The following is a 16,470-nucleotide window of genomic DNA, read 5'->3' on the forward strand; positions in this document are numbered from 1 at the left end:
GTAAAGCATCTCCTATACTTATTCACCAATAAGGTCACATCATTCGTGAACAGGGTCCCGTTCATCAACTAAGTCTGATATCACCTTTGCGATAGCATGCTCTTCATGGTGAACCGTAATTTCTGAGGCTACATCTTTCAGTTCAGGGTGAGCATTCCCTACGGCAATTCCTTTATCCGCTGTTTTCACCATCGTATAATCATTGAGATTATCTCCAATACAAATCGCTTCAATGGATGGGCGGTTTAATATTTTTTTTAATTCTTTTACCGCTTCACCTTTTGAAACGCCCTTCGGTAAAATTTCTAAGTAATTACTTTCAGAATAAACGAGGGTAAAATCAAATGGACTTCCTTGAACAAATTTCTCGTATTGTTCGAGCTTTTTTCCTTCGGCAATGATAAGGATTTTCGTAACTGGTTCGTTATAAACATCATCGCGAACTTTTACGTGGACAGAATCTTTTTTTTCATAAGCTTCTGTCACTGCATTTTTCTCGTGAGTGTATATACCACCATTTTGGTAAAAGAGCAGACTCACTTGATCATCTGAGAGTTCTATTAATTTTTCCCAAAAACTCATGTTCAGATCATATTCTCTCTCATAGAGAATCTTGTTTGATATAGGACAGTAAATCTTAGCCCCATTGTATAAGATTAAAGGAATATCAACGTTTAATTGTTCAACAAAGTCTTTTACCGCATGCTCCATTCGGCCAGTGGCGAAAGTAAATAACCCGCCATCACCTTTAAACCTTTCGATCGCCTTTTTATTCTCCGGACTTATTTTTTGGTTAGGATCTAAAAGGGTTCCATCTAAGTCAGTAATGATTAATTTATTATTCAATGAAAATCCCCCTTTAGTTTTCATTAATACTTTCTATCAAATTTTCATGAATGTTTCCGTTACTTGCAACGATCCCTCTTGTTGTGAGACTATATGCTTCTCCAGTTATGGCTGTTGCCGCCCCTCCTGCCTCTTTTACGATCAGGTAACCGGCTGCCACATCCCAAACATTTAAGCCATGCTCCCAAAAACCTTCCATTCTACCAGAAGCGGTATAGGCTAAATGCAATGCAGCGGAACCAAATGTACGGATATTGCTGCAGACAGGTCCTAACGCATGAATGTTCTCGATCACTTTTGCCCGGTCTCCTTCTACATCAGAAGGATAACCAGTAGCAAGGACACAACCTTCCATATGATCCTTTTCAGATACAGTCATCCTTTTACTATTTAAGAACGACCCCTTTCCTTTTTCTGCCCAGAACATTTCATCAAGTGTAGGATCATATATTACACCAAGAATTACCTCTTTTTTATAACTTAAAGCGATAGACACCGTATAACCAGGTAAGCCATGGACAAAATTTGTTGTTCCATCTATCGGGTCAATAATCCAAATATAATCGTCACTTTCAGCAATGACATTTAAATCATCGCCTCCAGCAACCCCCTCTTCTCCAACAATCTTATGGTCTGGGTAGTATTCATGAATTCTATTTCTTATAAAATTTTCAGATTTTTGATCAACCTCTGTAACTAAATCAACTTTCGAGGACTTTTCTTCAACGGTAAATTCGCCGTCAACATATTCTCTTATTAGTTCCCCGGCCTCTCTTGCCATACGAAGTGCTAAGTTAATATAACCCATTTCTCCACTTCCTTATTAATATTCTGGATCGTATGAAAGTACTTTTGCACAACGATCTTTAATATTCACTCGAACCTTATCACCTGGTTCATATATTCCATTAATGATATGATTGTAATCTTCTATAATAATCGTTTGGTTTCCAACTTCGACTTCATATTCAACGAACGAACCAAAGTATGTCGTTCTTAAGACCTCTGCTTCATATTTGCCATCTTCTTCTATCACCCAAAATTCAGGTCTAACCACACAATGCACTTTATCTCCAACTTCAAAATCAGTATCTTTGTCATTTTCTACAATGATTGAATAACCATCAAATACGAATGTTACATTTAGTGGATCTACTACTTCAATAACCCCTTCTATGAAGTTAGCTTTTCCCATAAAGTTTGCAACAAATTGATTTTTAGGCTTTGTATAAATTTCAATCGGGGATCCAACTTGTTCAATTCTGCCATCATTCATAATGACAACTTTATCAGAAATTGCCATGGCTTCTGTCTGGTCATGTGTAACATACAAGCTTGTAATGTTTAATCGTTGTTGCAGCTTTCTAAGCTCTTCTCTCATATACACTCTAAGCTTCGCGTCTAGGTTTGATAACGGTTCATCAAAAAGTAAAACTTTCGGTTCCGTAACAACAGCCCGAGCTAATGCAACTCGTTGTTGCTGTCCGCCTGATAATTGCGAAGGGGAACGGTCTCTAAATTGCTGTAAGTGCATGAGCTCTAAAACTTTTTCTACTCTTTCTTTTACTTCTTTTTTAGCTAAACCTTTAATTTTCAATCCGTACGCAACATTTTCATAGATTGTTAAATGAGGGAATAGTGCGTAGCTTTGAAACACCATTCCGACATCCCGTTTATTTGCAGGAACACTCGTAACATCTTCGTTTCCAATATAGATCTTACCATCACTAGGGTACTCAAACCCTGCAAGCATCCTTAATGTTGTCGTTTTCCCGCACCCGGAAGGACCTAGTAATGTTACTAACTCTCCTGATTCAATGTCTAAATCAATATAATCAACCGCAACATGCTCTGCTGCACCAGAGTGTGAAGGGAATACTTTTAATAATTGACTTAATTTTACTGGTGAAGTTGTTGTTTTTATTGTTGTAGTCATGATTACTTCCTCCCTGTTGGACCTAGTCTATTTACCAATAATTGCAATATACCAATTGCCACTAAAATAATCGTAATCAAGATCATGACATAAGCAGCTGCAGCACCCATTCGACTCGATTCAATTTGTGAAAGAATTGAAACGGTCATCAAATTCCAATTTACTGAAACGAGGAAAATAACTGCACTAATTTGTGTCATCGATTTAACGAACGAATAAACTAATCCTGAAAATAATGCAGATCGCATTAAAGGCAAAGATATTTTCCAAAACGTTGTAAAGTTATTTGCCCCAAGGTTCGTTGATGCCTCTTCAATCGATTTATCGACTTGTCTGAGACTATTCGTACCAGCCTCAATCCCTACCGTAATATTCCTTACAACAAAAGCAAAAATCAAAATTGCTGCAGTTCCAGTTAAAAGAAGTGGTTGCTGATTAAAAGCAAGAATGTAACCAATACCGATTACCGTTCCCGGTACAGCAAACGATAACATTGTCGATACCTCAAGAGCTTTTTTACCGATAAACTCCTTTCGAATGATAAGGTATGCAATTAGCATCCCCAATAAAGCGGTAATAGGTGTTGAAATAATTGCTAAAGTTAGTGAATTTTTAATTGAATCAAACCCTAATGTAAATACGTATATAAAGTTATCAAGTGTAAATGTATGATCGACACCCCACACTCTTACAAATGAACCGAACGCAACTGCACCGTAAAATAGTAGAATCGCTCCTGTAATGGCGATACACAACCCATAAAGAGGATAAACAATATATTTTTCATGAATTTTTATGGACGATTGGCTCGGTTTTCCTGTTACAGTTACATACGATTTTTTGCTAATCCAGTATTTTTGAACTAAAAACGCTGTTAACGATGGAAGTAGTAAAGCCATGGCCAAAAATGCACCTGTGCCTATGTTATACATTCCTGTAATTTGTAAATAAGCTTGCACAGCTAATGTATTGTAATCACCTGCTATAACCATCGGGTTTCCAAAGTCTTCAATTGACTTGATAAATACTAGAAGTAATGCACTAAAAACACCCGGTAATGCTAGTGGGAACGTAATCGTTTTAAATACTTTCCAACGTGATGCTCCCATATTTAATGCTGCATCTTCCAACGCTGGGTCAATGGATTCTAATACCCCTTTTAAGCTTAAGTATGCAATTGGAAAGAAAGCCAATGTTTGAATAAATACAAGGCTTCCAAGCCCATAAATGTTTGAATCGATGATCCCAAACACACCATTAGAAATTGCACCATTCCTTCCAAATAGTAAAATCATTGAAAGCGCTATTACAAATGGCGGTGAAATAATTGGAAGTAGTGCAATGAGGTGAAAGAACTTCTTCCCTTTCATTTCTGTTCTTGTTATTGCAAAAGCAAAAATAAAGCCAATCAAAGTACCAAAGAATGCTGACATTAAACCTAAACGCACACTATTCCATAGCGTTTGTAAAAAGAAATTATTCGTTAACATTCCAGTAAAGTGAGAGATACTAAACCCTTCTTCTCCAGATACCGCAACCTTAAATACTTGAAATAAGGGATATACAGCAAAGATAAAGAAGAAGGTAAAAACTAAACCGAGAACTAGTAATAATAATGGCTGTTTAAATAACCTTTTTAACTGCGTTTTTTGAACTTCTAAGCCTTTTTTGACATTAGTAGAAAGTTGCAAAGTGACACCTTCTCCCTTCTATAAGTGGAAGAAGGCTCTACGCCTTCTTCCAAGACATATTAAAAATTACCCCTTTATTGTGCAGATTCCTCGCCTCTGATCTCATCATCAAAGCGATTAATTAACTCGTCACGCTTTTCCCCTGCCCAGACCGCATCATAATCAATGATATCTAACTCTGATAAAGGTGTAGCGCCATCAGGTACATTCGCTTCTGGGTTTACTGGTAATCTGTAATGTCCAGAAGTTTCAAATAAGTTTTGTGATTCTTTACTAACTGCCCAATCAATAAACTTCTGAGCATTGTCTACTTCATCGGCAGGGCCATTTTTAATTAATGCTACCGCACCAACTTCATATCCTGTTCCATCTTGAGGGAATGATAAAGTTATTGGATAACCTTCTTGCATTGGCGAGAGAATATCGTGAGCAAATGCAATCCCTACTCCAACTTCCCCTAATCCTGCGTTATTTGCAGGCGCAGATCCCGATTGTGTATATTGTCTGATGTTATCATCTAGTTTGTGTAGATATTCGAATGCTTCTTCTTCACCTTTCATTTGCACTAACGTTGCAAGAACAGAATACGCTGTTCCAGATGATGCCGGGTGAGCAATACTAACATTGTCTGCAAACTCTGGTTTTAATAAATCATCCCAGCTTGATGGAGGGTCTAAGTCATTACGTTCTAGCCAATCTGAGTTAGATGCAAATCCTAGAGCACCTACATAAAACGGAGACCAGTTCCAGTCTTCGTCAACAAATTCTTCTGGCAACAGTTCCGCCCCTTCAGGCTCATAACTATCTAAAAGTCCTGCTTGTGCTGCTGCGATAAACGTATCAGAAGGACCACCATACCAAACGGATGCTTGTGGATTGTTCTCTTCCGCTTGAACACGCGCTAAAATTTGCCCAGCAGACAAACGAACAAAGTTGACATTAATCCCTGTTTCCTCCTCAAATGCTTGAAGGTAATACAAAGACTCTTGTTCAGGGAAAGCTGCATATACAGTCAAGTCATTTGACTGTTCAACCTCTCCATCACCACTAGCATCTGACTCTGAGTTACATGCGGCCAAAATAATACCTATCATTATTGCAGTTAGAATAAGTAAATACTTTTTAATCATCGTTACCCTCCTGAATTTTAGTTTAAATATAGGGAAGCGCTTTCCTTACACTTTAAAAAAATGTCACATTCTCCAATATGATATTTATCATTGCTATGACTAGGTGTGTTTTTTATTAGTAAATCTATTACGAGAAAAAGAATAATGAGTCTGCATTAATCAACATTCACAGCCGAGTAATTGAATGGCAACGCTTACAATTAATCCCTTTAACATTAACTTCTTCTTACTCAAGGTTTATAGTTTGCATGAATGTTTCCTATGCACCCTCCTCATGATTCTCTCATATCGGAAATAATTCTTTTAAAACCACCACCCTAAATGACACCTTTTTTTGGTAAAGCGCTTACTTGATTAATAAGATAACACACAATTTTCTAAAAATAAATACTTTTACAAAAAATAAAGAGTGTTTATTGTCAAAGAGTATTGTAACAAGCACAGATAAGGTTTAGTTAATTCTAGTTTCTTCTTCAATATCTAGATCACAAAAAACTCCTAACCATTTATTAATGGTTAGGAGTTTTTTACATGAATTATCGTTCTTAATATTTTAATACTATACTTATTTCAACCCTGACATCGTAAAGCCTTCAATAATATACTTTTGGAAGAACGCAAAGATGATAATAATTGGTATGACCATAAACGCCGCACCAGCCATTTGTAGAGCAAAATTACTAGAATGCTGTCCTTCTAATAGAGCAAGACCTACAGATAACGTATACAAACGCTGATCGCTCGCAATAATTAACGGCCATAAGAAGCTGTTCCACGCGGCGATAAATGTTAAGATCGCTTGTACCGCAAACACTGGCTTTGCAATCGGAATGATAAGTCTAAAGAAAATATAAAATTCTCCTGCCCCATCAAGCCTCGCAGCTTCAATTAAGTCATCCGGTATCGTCATCATAAACTGCCTGAATAAAAAGATACTAAATGCTACAGCAAGACCAGGTAAAATAATCCCTGTCATCGTATTCGTTAATCCCAATTGGTTAAGAATTAAATATACTGGGATCATTGTTACTTGACCAGGAATCATCATTGTCGCAAGAATGGTATAGAAAATATATTTTCTACCCTTAAATTCATACTTCGCAAAAGCATACCCTGCCATACCATTAAAGAGTAGGCCGATAAATGAGAAGAAAACAATGATGAGAGTGTTTCTTAAATAAAGACCAAAGTTCAAGTTTGTAAATAATGCGATATAATTTTCAATGGTAGGATTTTGTGGTAAAAATGTTGGCGGCATTTGTACCGCTTCATTTAATGGTTTAAAGGAGCTCAATAACATCCACATAAATGGGATGGAAATAATAATTCCTCCTGCCACCAACAAGAAAATCATAAAACCCTTTTCTAATTTCTGCTTTGTTACTGATGACATCGTCGTTTCACCCCCACATTAGCAACGAATCTGATTTCATAACATTAATATTCCACATCAGATTTTCGGAATTTAAATTGAACTAATGTCACAATAATAATCATGAAGAATAACACAAAGGATGCAGCAGCTGCATAGCCAAATTCACTTAATCGGAAACCGCTTCTGTAAATAAATAACGCCATTGACAAGGTTCCATCTAACGGTCCACCATTCGTCATAACGTATGGCTCTTCGAAGAACTGAAGCCATCCAATCAACGTTGTTACCGTAATAAAGAACGTTGCAAAGCGTAAAAGTGGAATCGTGACATGCCATAAAATCTGTAAACGGTTGGCCCCATCCACTTTCGCTGCTTCATAGTATTCTTTCGGAATCCCTTGTAATGCAGCTAAGAAGATGATCATATTAATTCCGATCCCTTTCCAAACGGCAAGAAGAATTAATGATATTTTGGCCAGAGTAGGCTGTTCAAGCCATGGTACTCTACCGATCTCAACAAGAGATAGAAAATAGTTAAAGAGACCATAGTGCGTGTTATATAAAAATCCCCAAATAACTGCAACAGCTACGATATTCGTGATCGACGGCATGTAGTAGACTGCCCGGAAGAAATTAAAAATCTTTTCTTTTCCATAGTTAAGTAGTAATGCAACACTAAGTGAAGATACAATCACTAGTGGTACACCAAGGATTACGTAAAATAACGTATTGAAAATCGAAGTGATAAAGACGCTATCGTTAAATAACTTTATATAGTTTTCAAGTCCAACAAAGCTAATTTGAGACCAATCAGCTAATCCCCTCAAGTTAATGTCTGTAAAACTGATAAAAAAGGCAACTACGATAGGAATCAGACTGAACATTAGTAACAACAGAAATGCAGGAGCTATAAATAAGTATGGATGTCGATCTCTATAAAGGGTCTTAAAAAAGCTTCCCAACCTTCTCCCCCCTAACATTTTAAACAATGATTTTTTTCTTAATATAAAGGGAAGAGCCGCCTATTAGCTGGTTTGATACCAATGACTAATCGACAGCTCCCCACCTAATCGATTATACCTGTTTATTCAGACAAGATGTCATTTTCAACTTTATCTCTGAACTTGTCCAGTTCCTCATGTAAATCTTCTCCACCTACATTTACTCGTTCCATGGATCTAATCATCTCTTGAGCAATTGCTTCCCATTCTGGAAGTTGAGGTGATGCTTTTGTTTCTTCAAGCTGCTCACCAAAAACAGAGAGCATTTCATCTTCTTCTAATACTGGGTCGTTCCATGCATCGACATTAGAAGGTAATGTATTTGAGATTTCATACCACTCTAGTTGCGTTTGCTCATCAACTAAGAATGAAATGAATTCTAGAGATTCTTCTACCATTTCTGTGTTATGGAAAACAGTTAAGTTCGATCCACCAATAAATGAAGTATTCGTCTCTTTTGCAGGAAGAGTCGCTACAGCCCAGTCTCCTTCAATTTCTGGAGCTTCATTATTAAGGATGTTAACCATCCAAGGTCCACTTTGGAACATCGGTTGTACACCGCTGCTGAATGATTGGACAATTTCTAACTGGCCTGATGTTGGTGTTACACCTTCTGCAAAGAAACTATGGTGAAATTCCATCGCTTCCACAAATTCAGGGCTTGTAAAGTCAGTGTTTCCATTTTCATCAATGAAGTCACTACCATTTTGCCAAGCAAACATAAATGGAACGAACTGGTCATTTTGGTCAATGTCAAAACCGTAGTAGTCTTCACCACGATCTGCAAGCTTAGTTGCAGCATCTTTTAATTCTTCCCAAGTTGCCGGAGCTTCATCATAACCAACTTCAGCTAATAAGTCTGTTCGGTAGTATAAAACACGTGTATCAACATACCATGGAATACCTACAAGCTCATCATTATATTCCATTGATTCAGCTGCACCATCAAAGTAATTCTCTTTATTAAACTCTGGGTATTCATCAAGGTAAGGAGATAAATCAAGCATCATCCCTACATCACCAAATTCAGGTACCCATGAAGTTCCTAGTTGAAGAACGTCAGGCCCCTCACCAGATGCAACAGCTGTTAATAGTCTTTCATGAGCTTGTCCCCATGGAATTGCTTGAACATTTACTGATATATCTGGGTTTTCCGCTTCGAATTTTTCCGCTAATTCCGGAAGTAATGTTCCTTCTTCACCCATTGCCCAGACTCTGATCTCTTGATCTTCTTCTGAGCCACCACCGCATGCAGTTAACAACATTGCTCCACCAATCAATAAAGTTGAAAGTAATTGGAACTTTTTAAACATCGTATTTCTCCCCTTTTTTATAATATTGACTAGATTACATCATTCAAAGTTACACTTCCTGTGAAACGTTTCATTTTATTACAAAATAAAAATGTGAAAAACAATAGTCATTTCCATTACATACGTCTAAATATGTAATGTTTTTCTCTCATTATCTCTTGACCTATGCTCCTCCCCCTTCTTTTTTCAACATCAGTTGATAGAAATCAGTATCGTTGAAAAAAGTTAGTTGAAACGTTTCGATAAATTCATTATAAATGAACATGTATCCGTTTTCAATATGTTTTTATACACTTTTAAAAAAAAGAAAAATGAAAGATTTCCTCATGAAACCTTTCATTATCATTATCACATGAAAAGAACGTATTTATTCGTTTTGATCAACCTACCACTTACGGTTTTAAAACCTTCACAGAGTCTCGAATCACCATATCCGTCTCAAGTGAATAAGCGTTTTTCACACCTTCACCTTCTAGGACTTGAAAGATTAAATGTGAAGATAATTTTCCCATTTCATACATCGGTTGTTTAACAGTCGTTAACGGTGGCTGTACATAAGGAGCGAGTTGAATATCATCAAATCCAATGATTGAAATATCATTTGGCACATCAATTTCATTTTCCTTAAACGCTTCTAGTCCGCCAATCGCCATTTCATCATTGGCGTAAAAAACAGCCTCGGGTAATTCCCCTTGATGGATAAGCATCTTTGTCGCCTGATATCCACCTTGTTTCGTAAACTTTCCGTTTATATTCCACTTCGTATAATACGGCAAGTCGTTCTCTGTTAGAGCCTTTTTAAATCCTTCCAATCTTAATTGACTATCTAGTGATGTTTTCGGTCCACTAATAAAAGCAAGGCTTTTATGCCCTTGATTGACCAAATAGTTTGCTGCCGAATACGAACCTGCTGAGTTATCGACATTGACACTAATGATATCCTGCTCATTAGGCATTTCACGATCCAATACAATAATCGGAAACCCTTTTCTAGAAGAATCGACAATCAACTGTGTGTCGATATTATGAGCTAACAGGATGACACCATCGGCTCTTTTTTCACGCAAAAACTTTGCTGCTGTTGAACTTTCATCACCGTAAGAGCTACATACGACTAAGTCATATCCGTGCTCCATAACGACCTCTTGAACACCTTGAATGAGCTCTGAATAGAAAGGACCGATTAAGTCGCTTAATATAAGCGCAATCATATTCGTTTTATTCATTTTCAAATCCATGGCATAACCATTCTTTTGATAGTTAAGCTCTTTGGCTGCAGCCATCACTTTTCTTCTTGTATTTTCACTAATTTTCTTCGTGCCGTTAAGTGCATAGGATGCTGTTGATACAGCCACTCCAGCTAATTTGGCAACATCTTTTATCGTAGCCATTTTATTTTCTCCTTCCCGTCAAAAGAGGGTGAAACGTTTCGAATATCTCATTTCATTTTATGTAAAACGTTTTCAAAAGTCAAATGGAGGCTGACATATACATATCAACCTCCATCGACTATACCGCTTTTACTTTTATTTTTCTACTTCAAATAAATATCAACCTTGTTTTCACGATCTTGAACAAAGCCTGCATCCTTATTCAATCTAAAGCCACCTTCACGATAGCGATTTTCGAGCGTCTCGAAATGAACTTTTTCACCATTTAACGTTAGTTCATTCTCACTCGCACGTAAGTGATAAACAAACGTGACTTGTTTTTCATCAAACTCATATTTCAATGTAAGCCCATCAAAGGTTTCAGGCAATACTGGATCAATCACTAAATCTCCGCCTTCTTGACGAATACCAAGACATTGTGAGATTAACTGATTTAGATAGATCCCCGGGCCGCTCGAGTAAATTCTCCATCCGCCTTTCACTTGGACATTACCTTTCTTCAACTCACCAAACTTTTCAGCCGCTTCATATCGTGTATTGAACTTCCCGTCCGAACTACTAAAGTACGCATTGCTTTGGCGATGCTCAGCATTTGGCACGACATCCTTAATTCCGATTGGATTAATCGTTTGCAGACCGTTCCACACTTCATCCGTTTTTCCAAGCTTTGCCATCGCCTCCACAAAACGAATATGTGCGTGAACATACTGTAAGCCAATTTCTCGTCCGAAATTCGACGCTTGCTCGGCACGCTTAAAGTGTTTGCTCACTCCACCGGTGTATTTCGCTGGTTGATTCATGAGTCGAACACCGTCTGGACAAGCTAAGTGCTCTTTAATTAATTCATAATGAGCATTTGCTTTCTCTGGAGAAATTAACTCACTGATAATACTTCGCTGCATTGGTAATAAACGATAATCAATCCCTGTTTTTGTATCTTCTGGATGCAACATTTTCTCCGGCTTTTCTTGGTCTTCCATGTAAAGAAAACCAGGGATGACATCACTATCAAGAATATAACGTTCAAAGTCACTCTGAATTCCCGCAGCAAGATCTTTTAATGTTGCAGATTCAGCTGGGTCCGCTTCCTCCATCACATTGCCTAACTGATGAATGACTTGATACGTTAAAGCAACGGTCCAGCTGCTCACTAAATATTGTTTTAAATCTTGATTGGCCGGCTGTAACGTATCATCCCAATCTCCATCATCATAAGAAGAAAGGTGAGTATCATGTAAGAAATGGTTTTTAATATAAGCCAGTTGTTTTTTCACATGATCGAGTAATGTTTCTTTCTTTTCCGTAAAACCAAATGTCTCACGTGAAGTATAAGGAATCTCTTCTTGTAAGAAATCATAGTCCTTTGTGATCGTTAAATAATCGCTTACGACCTTCAATGGCCAAACAATAATATCGCCATGGCTGTCATCTTGCTGTATTTTGTAATAGTCATCAATCATAAACCATTGCGGCCAGTCACCTTGATCTTCATATTGATGAGCGTATACTTTTCGTAAAATGTCTTTCACTTGTTCATATTTTTGCGTCGCAAAGAAATACTCCGTCGGCCCTTGGCACACATCTCTTGTGCCCCATGCCGCTCCTCCGTATTGCTCTAAGCCATGAGGAACGGAATAGTGTACGAGCATATTGTGCGTATACCACCACGCAAGAGCATTCATTTTATTCAATTCTTCAGAAGTTTCCTCGCCAAACGAAAGTTCAAACCCGTTTAACATGCTTTGATAATAGTTACGGTACCTCTTTACTTCCGTCGTGAAATCACGATTCTCAGCTGGTGTCGCCTCTCCATCAAGGGATCCGACAACAGTTAGCGACCACTCATCAGTCGGATCAAGTTCAAACACAACTAATGAAGCCGCACCCTGATCGACATTTTCCGCTAATACCGTTTCATCACCAACGCTTACATTCTCAGCATCAAACGAAAGACTGTATTGTAAACGAGGGTAAATGTTATAACTTTCCGATGCTTCATCTGCAGTAAAAACAAAGTTCCCGTCTCGTTCAGATAAATGGAATGGCGCATCATATTCGTTGTTGTTTAAACTTATTTGATTTGTCACGACAAAACGATACTGCTTCCCTTGTGTCGATTGAACATGTAAATGAAGTTCGGCTGAATCAACAACTGTATAATTCGTAATAATTATTAGGTCATCCTCCGTTTTGTAATACCAACGGTTAAAGTTAAAGCCCATTTCATAAAGAGAAGGCATCGTTAATAAATGATACGAACCATTTTCCTCGATATAAATTCGCTGTCCTGATGTTTTCATCACATTTAAATGACTTCTTACGTTTGTCATCATTTTATTAAAATTCGTATTTCCAACGACAAGTTGAGCGTTGAAAATTCCGTACATATAAGACGTTGACGTTAATACATCTGTGTCGAGATCATGGTTGTTCCCTGACATAAGAATGTGCCCATGTGGTCGTTCAACTATCATCTCTTTTTCCTTTAAAACGACATGTTCATAGCTGTCCGTAAAGAAAGCGAGTAAGTTCCCATTTTCTCTTTCTTCTAGCTGGCGTTGAGGAAAATATTCCGCAATTTCCTCTTCTGTCATGTCTAACGTTTTTACCGGTTCACCGATCTTTGTTTGTACGGCTTGTGTCTTCTCACTTTTAAATTCGGCAGATTTTGCTTGAACTTCTGCCCAAGCTTCAGTCAGTTCATCTTGAAACTCGAGTTCGTTAATTGCTTCAGGATGATCCTCTTTAAACAAACCGTAAAACGGGATAACCGCTGTACCTTTCACCATCATCTTCTCAGTGACTAGCCCGATATAAGCAAACTCGTATTGATACGTTTCGTTCGGGAATTCTACTGCTGCCAAAATCTCAGGCTTGTTCGTTTCTTTATAAGACTTGCCGAAAAACTGGAATCCATCTGTACAGAAACCAACTGTCTTTGCTAAAGAACCTTGCTGTAAATAAGGAAATTGACCATCTTGAGGCTGGTTTTGTCTGCTGCAAACGACATATCCTCTTTTTTCATCGTTAAAAACGGTATGGTCAATGTATTGAGATGTATACGCTTCGTTCGTTCTCACCATGCCTGGATTTCCTAACCCGACATCTTGTCCATAAACAACATCCACGACCGCTTCTTCGGCATTCACTTCCACTTCCCAAAACCAAAATCCCTTTTCTGATAAAGAGAATGTTACCGTATAAGCTAGCTCGTCAACCTCTCCTTGCCAAACAACTGTTGATTCACCGAAAGCCACTTCGCTTTTTGATTGAACGCCTAAAAGCGGCTCAACTTGTTTAATCGATTCTCCCTCATAAATGCGTAAATAAAGATTATTTAACGCACCATCAATCGGATTTGAGAACCATTGATTAATCATTGTGTTTGCATAAAACACATTGTATAGGTCGCCACTATTTAAAAATGTAAAGCGATGTTGCCCTGACTTCACTTCATGTTTTACTTGATCGACTGTCACTTTTGTCATTTGTCTCCCCCATTTTATGACTGCTTCATTTTATTTTTCCGTAAACGCTCTTTTGAATCCACATTGTTCTAGCGAGATTGCTGAACTTTTGATTCGTTATTTACTAGAAACTAACGTAAACGGGTACGCCTTTGTATCACGGCTATTCGAACCGACATAAGCCACAAACTCACCGTTATCACTACTAAACTCAAGATCACTATGGTGATACCTTAAATCTTTTTCTTCAATTGTGAATTCCACTGTCTCTTCTTCACCTGGCGCAATGGTGACCTTTTCAAACCCTTTTAGCTCTTTTACCGGACGAATCACTTCTCCTGCAACATCACGGACATACAATTGAACGACTTCTTCCCCTTCAACGCCTCCAGTGTTAGCGACTTTCACCGTCACCGTGATTGGTTCATTTTGGGTTAACGTAGTACTCGATAACGCCACATCACGATATTCAAAAGTCGTGTAGCTCATTCCATACCCGAACGGGAACAGCGGTTCATTCGGAATGTCCAAGTATTGTGATACGTAACGCTCTTGTGCATTCGGTGCCCCTTGTGGGCGCCCTGTATTAAAGGAATTGTAATAAACGGGAATTTGTCCGACAGAATAAGGAATCGACATCGATAAACGTCCAGATGGATTAGCATGACCCGTTAGTAAGGCAGCAACCGCAGCTCCACCTTCTGTACCTGGATACCACGCTTCAAGAATCGCATCCGCTTCATGAATAACCCCATCTAAGTCGAGTGGTCTTCCGTTAAAGAGAACAACGACGAGCTCCTTATTTAATTCTTTGACCTTTCTAATTAGTTCACGTTGCACTTTAGGTAAGCGAATATCTGCTAATGAACCGGCTTCCCCGCTCATATCAGAAGATTCGCCTAGGGCAAGAACAACGACATCACTTTGCTTTGCAGCATGAAGGGCTTCTTCAAGCTGTTCTGGCGTACCATTTTCAATGCCACAACCTTCTGCAACGACTAGTTGATCTGGTGAAAAATACGTTTGCATCCCTTCTACAAGAGGGACTGCATTTTCAATTTTTCCTTGCATCGACCACGGTCCAAGAATGTCCTTCCCTTTTGCAAAAGGACCGATTACCGCCACTTTACTCGATTTTTCTAGAGGCAGAACCCCTTCTTCATTTTTCAATAAGACACAAGATTTCTCTGCCTGTTCACGTGCTACTTTACGATGCTCTTTTGAAAAAACAGTTTGTGTCTCTTTTTCTTTTGTAGCACTTCGATACGGATCTTCAAATAATCCTAATTTATTTTTCAACTCAAGAATTCGTAAAACCGATTCATCGAGTAGTGTTTCTGAAATGTCTCCGCTTTCAATTAACTCTGTTAAGTGGTTGACGTAGCAAGCTGTCATCATTTCGATATCAACACCGGCATTGATCGCTTTTAATGCCGCTTCTTTTTCATCAGCTGCAACGCCATGAGGAATCATTTCCTTCACTGCGCCCCAATCAGAAATCACGACACCGTCAAAACCCCATTCATCACGAAGCAACGTACGCATCAGCTTTTTATTGCCTGTTGCCGGAATGCCATCAACAGTATTAAAAGCAGTCATCACCATTTCGCAACCTTCATCTAATGCTGCTTTATATGCCGGCAAGTAATATTCACGAAGCTGCCTTTCTGACATGTCGACCGTATTATAATCACGCCCGCCTTCAGGTGCACCATAAGCTGCCATATGTTTCACACAAGCGGCAAGATGGTCATGACTCTCGGGATAATCTTCTCCTTGATACCCTTTCACAAAGGCTTTTGCGTATAAGCTATTTAACAGTGGGTCCTCCCCTGTTGATTCCATCACTCTTCCCCACCTTGGATCTCTAACTAAATCAACCATCGGGGCAAAAGTGACGTGAATACCTGAAGCCGTCGCTTCTTTTGCAGCAATTTCCGCACTCTTTTTTGCAAGTTCTAAATCCCAAGAACAACCGATCGCTAATGGAACCGGAAAGATCGTTTCATAACCGTGAACGACGTCAGCCATCATCAGCAATGGAATTTTGTGGCGGCTTTTCTCTAGGTAAGCATCTTGAATCGCCTTCACTTCATCTGCTCCAGCTACCCCTAACGCCGATCCAGCATAACGAGCATCCTCTTTCGTAACACCCATTGTAGCAAGTGGACCAGTAATATCTCCTTCGCTTTTCGCCCCTTCAAAAAATGGCGGAGCCAATTGAATCAACTGGCCAATCTTTTCTTCTACTGTCAGTTTATCTAATAGTGAAAGTAAATCTGCTCTTTGCAAAACCATATCCCCCTTCAATCCCTATGGA

Annotated in this window: 11 protein-coding genes; all 11 read right to left on the bottom strand. The window is 38.5% G+C overall.

Annotated features, from left to right (window positions below; all coding sequences use genetic code 11):
• Positions 1–39: 39 nt before the first annotated feature.
• Positions 40–846, bottom strand: coding sequence for an HAD family hydrolase (locus LGQ02_RS18860; RefSeq protein WP_226515823.1), 807 nt, complete (start codon positions 844–846; stop codon positions 40–42).
• Positions 847–859: 13 nt separating this feature from the next.
• Positions 860–1,654 (bottom strand): inositol monophosphatase family protein, encoded by a 795-nt coding sequence (locus tag LGQ02_RS18865; RefSeq protein WP_226515824.1) that lies wholly within the window; start codon positions 1,652–1,654, stop codon positions 860–862.
• A gap of 15 nt (positions 1,655–1,669) precedes the next feature.
• Entirely contained in the window at positions 1,670–2,782 is a 1,113-nt protein-coding gene (locus LGQ02_RS18870) for an ABC transporter ATP-binding protein (RefSeq protein ID WP_226515825.1), read from the bottom strand.
• A 2-nt stretch (positions 2,783–2,784) separates the two neighbouring features.
• Positions 2,785–4,473, bottom strand: a complete 1,689-nt coding sequence (locus LGQ02_RS18875; protein ID WP_226515826.1) for an ABC transporter permease — start codon at positions 4,471–4,473, stop codon at positions 2,785–2,787.
• A 74-nt stretch (positions 4,474–4,547) separates the two neighbouring features.
• The gene (locus LGQ02_RS18880; RefSeq protein ID WP_226515827.1) at positions 4,548–5,603 is read right to left on the bottom strand and encodes an ABC transporter substrate-binding protein; all 1,056 of its coding nucleotides are present in this window, start codon (positions 5,601–5,603) and stop codon (positions 4,548–4,550) included.
• A gap of 565 nt (positions 5,604–6,168) precedes the next feature.
• Entirely contained in the window at positions 6,169–6,996 is an 828-nt protein-coding gene (locus LGQ02_RS18885) for a carbohydrate ABC transporter permease (RefSeq protein ID WP_226515828.1), read from the bottom strand.
• A 44-nt stretch (positions 6,997–7,040) separates the two neighbouring features.
• Positions 7,041–7,940 (bottom strand): carbohydrate ABC transporter permease, encoded by a 900-nt coding sequence (locus tag LGQ02_RS18890; RefSeq protein WP_226515829.1) that lies wholly within the window; start codon positions 7,938–7,940, stop codon positions 7,041–7,043.
• 122 nt (positions 7,941–8,062) lie between these two features.
• On the bottom strand, positions 8,063–9,292 hold the full coding sequence (locus tag LGQ02_RS18895; RefSeq protein ID WP_226515830.1) for a sugar ABC transporter substrate-binding protein: 1,230 nt from the start codon (positions 9,290–9,292) through the stop codon (positions 8,063–8,065).
• Positions 9,293–9,684: 392 nt separating this feature from the next.
• Positions 9,685–10,683, bottom strand: coding sequence for a LacI family DNA-binding transcriptional regulator (locus LGQ02_RS18900; protein ID WP_226515831.1), 999 nt, complete (start codon positions 10,681–10,683; stop codon positions 9,685–9,687).
• A gap of 143 nt (positions 10,684–10,826) precedes the next feature.
• Positions 10,827–14,171 (bottom strand): GH36-type glycosyl hydrolase domain-containing protein, encoded by a 3,345-nt coding sequence (locus LGQ02_RS18905; protein WP_226515832.1) that lies wholly within the window; start codon positions 14,169–14,171, stop codon positions 10,827–10,829.
• Positions 14,172–14,267: 96 nt separating this feature from the next.
• Complete coding sequence (locus LGQ02_RS18910) at positions 14,268–16,448, bottom strand: glycoside hydrolase family 3 N-terminal domain-containing protein (protein ID WP_404802368.1); 2,181 nt, start codon at positions 16,446–16,448, stop codon at positions 14,268–14,270.
• Between the last annotated feature and the right edge of the window lie 22 nt (positions 16,449–16,470).

Source organism: Bacillus shivajii, from assembly GCF_020519665.1.
Classification (GTDB): Bacteria; Bacillota; Bacilli; order Bacillales; family Salisediminibacteriaceae; genus Bacillus_CA; species Bacillus_CA shivajii.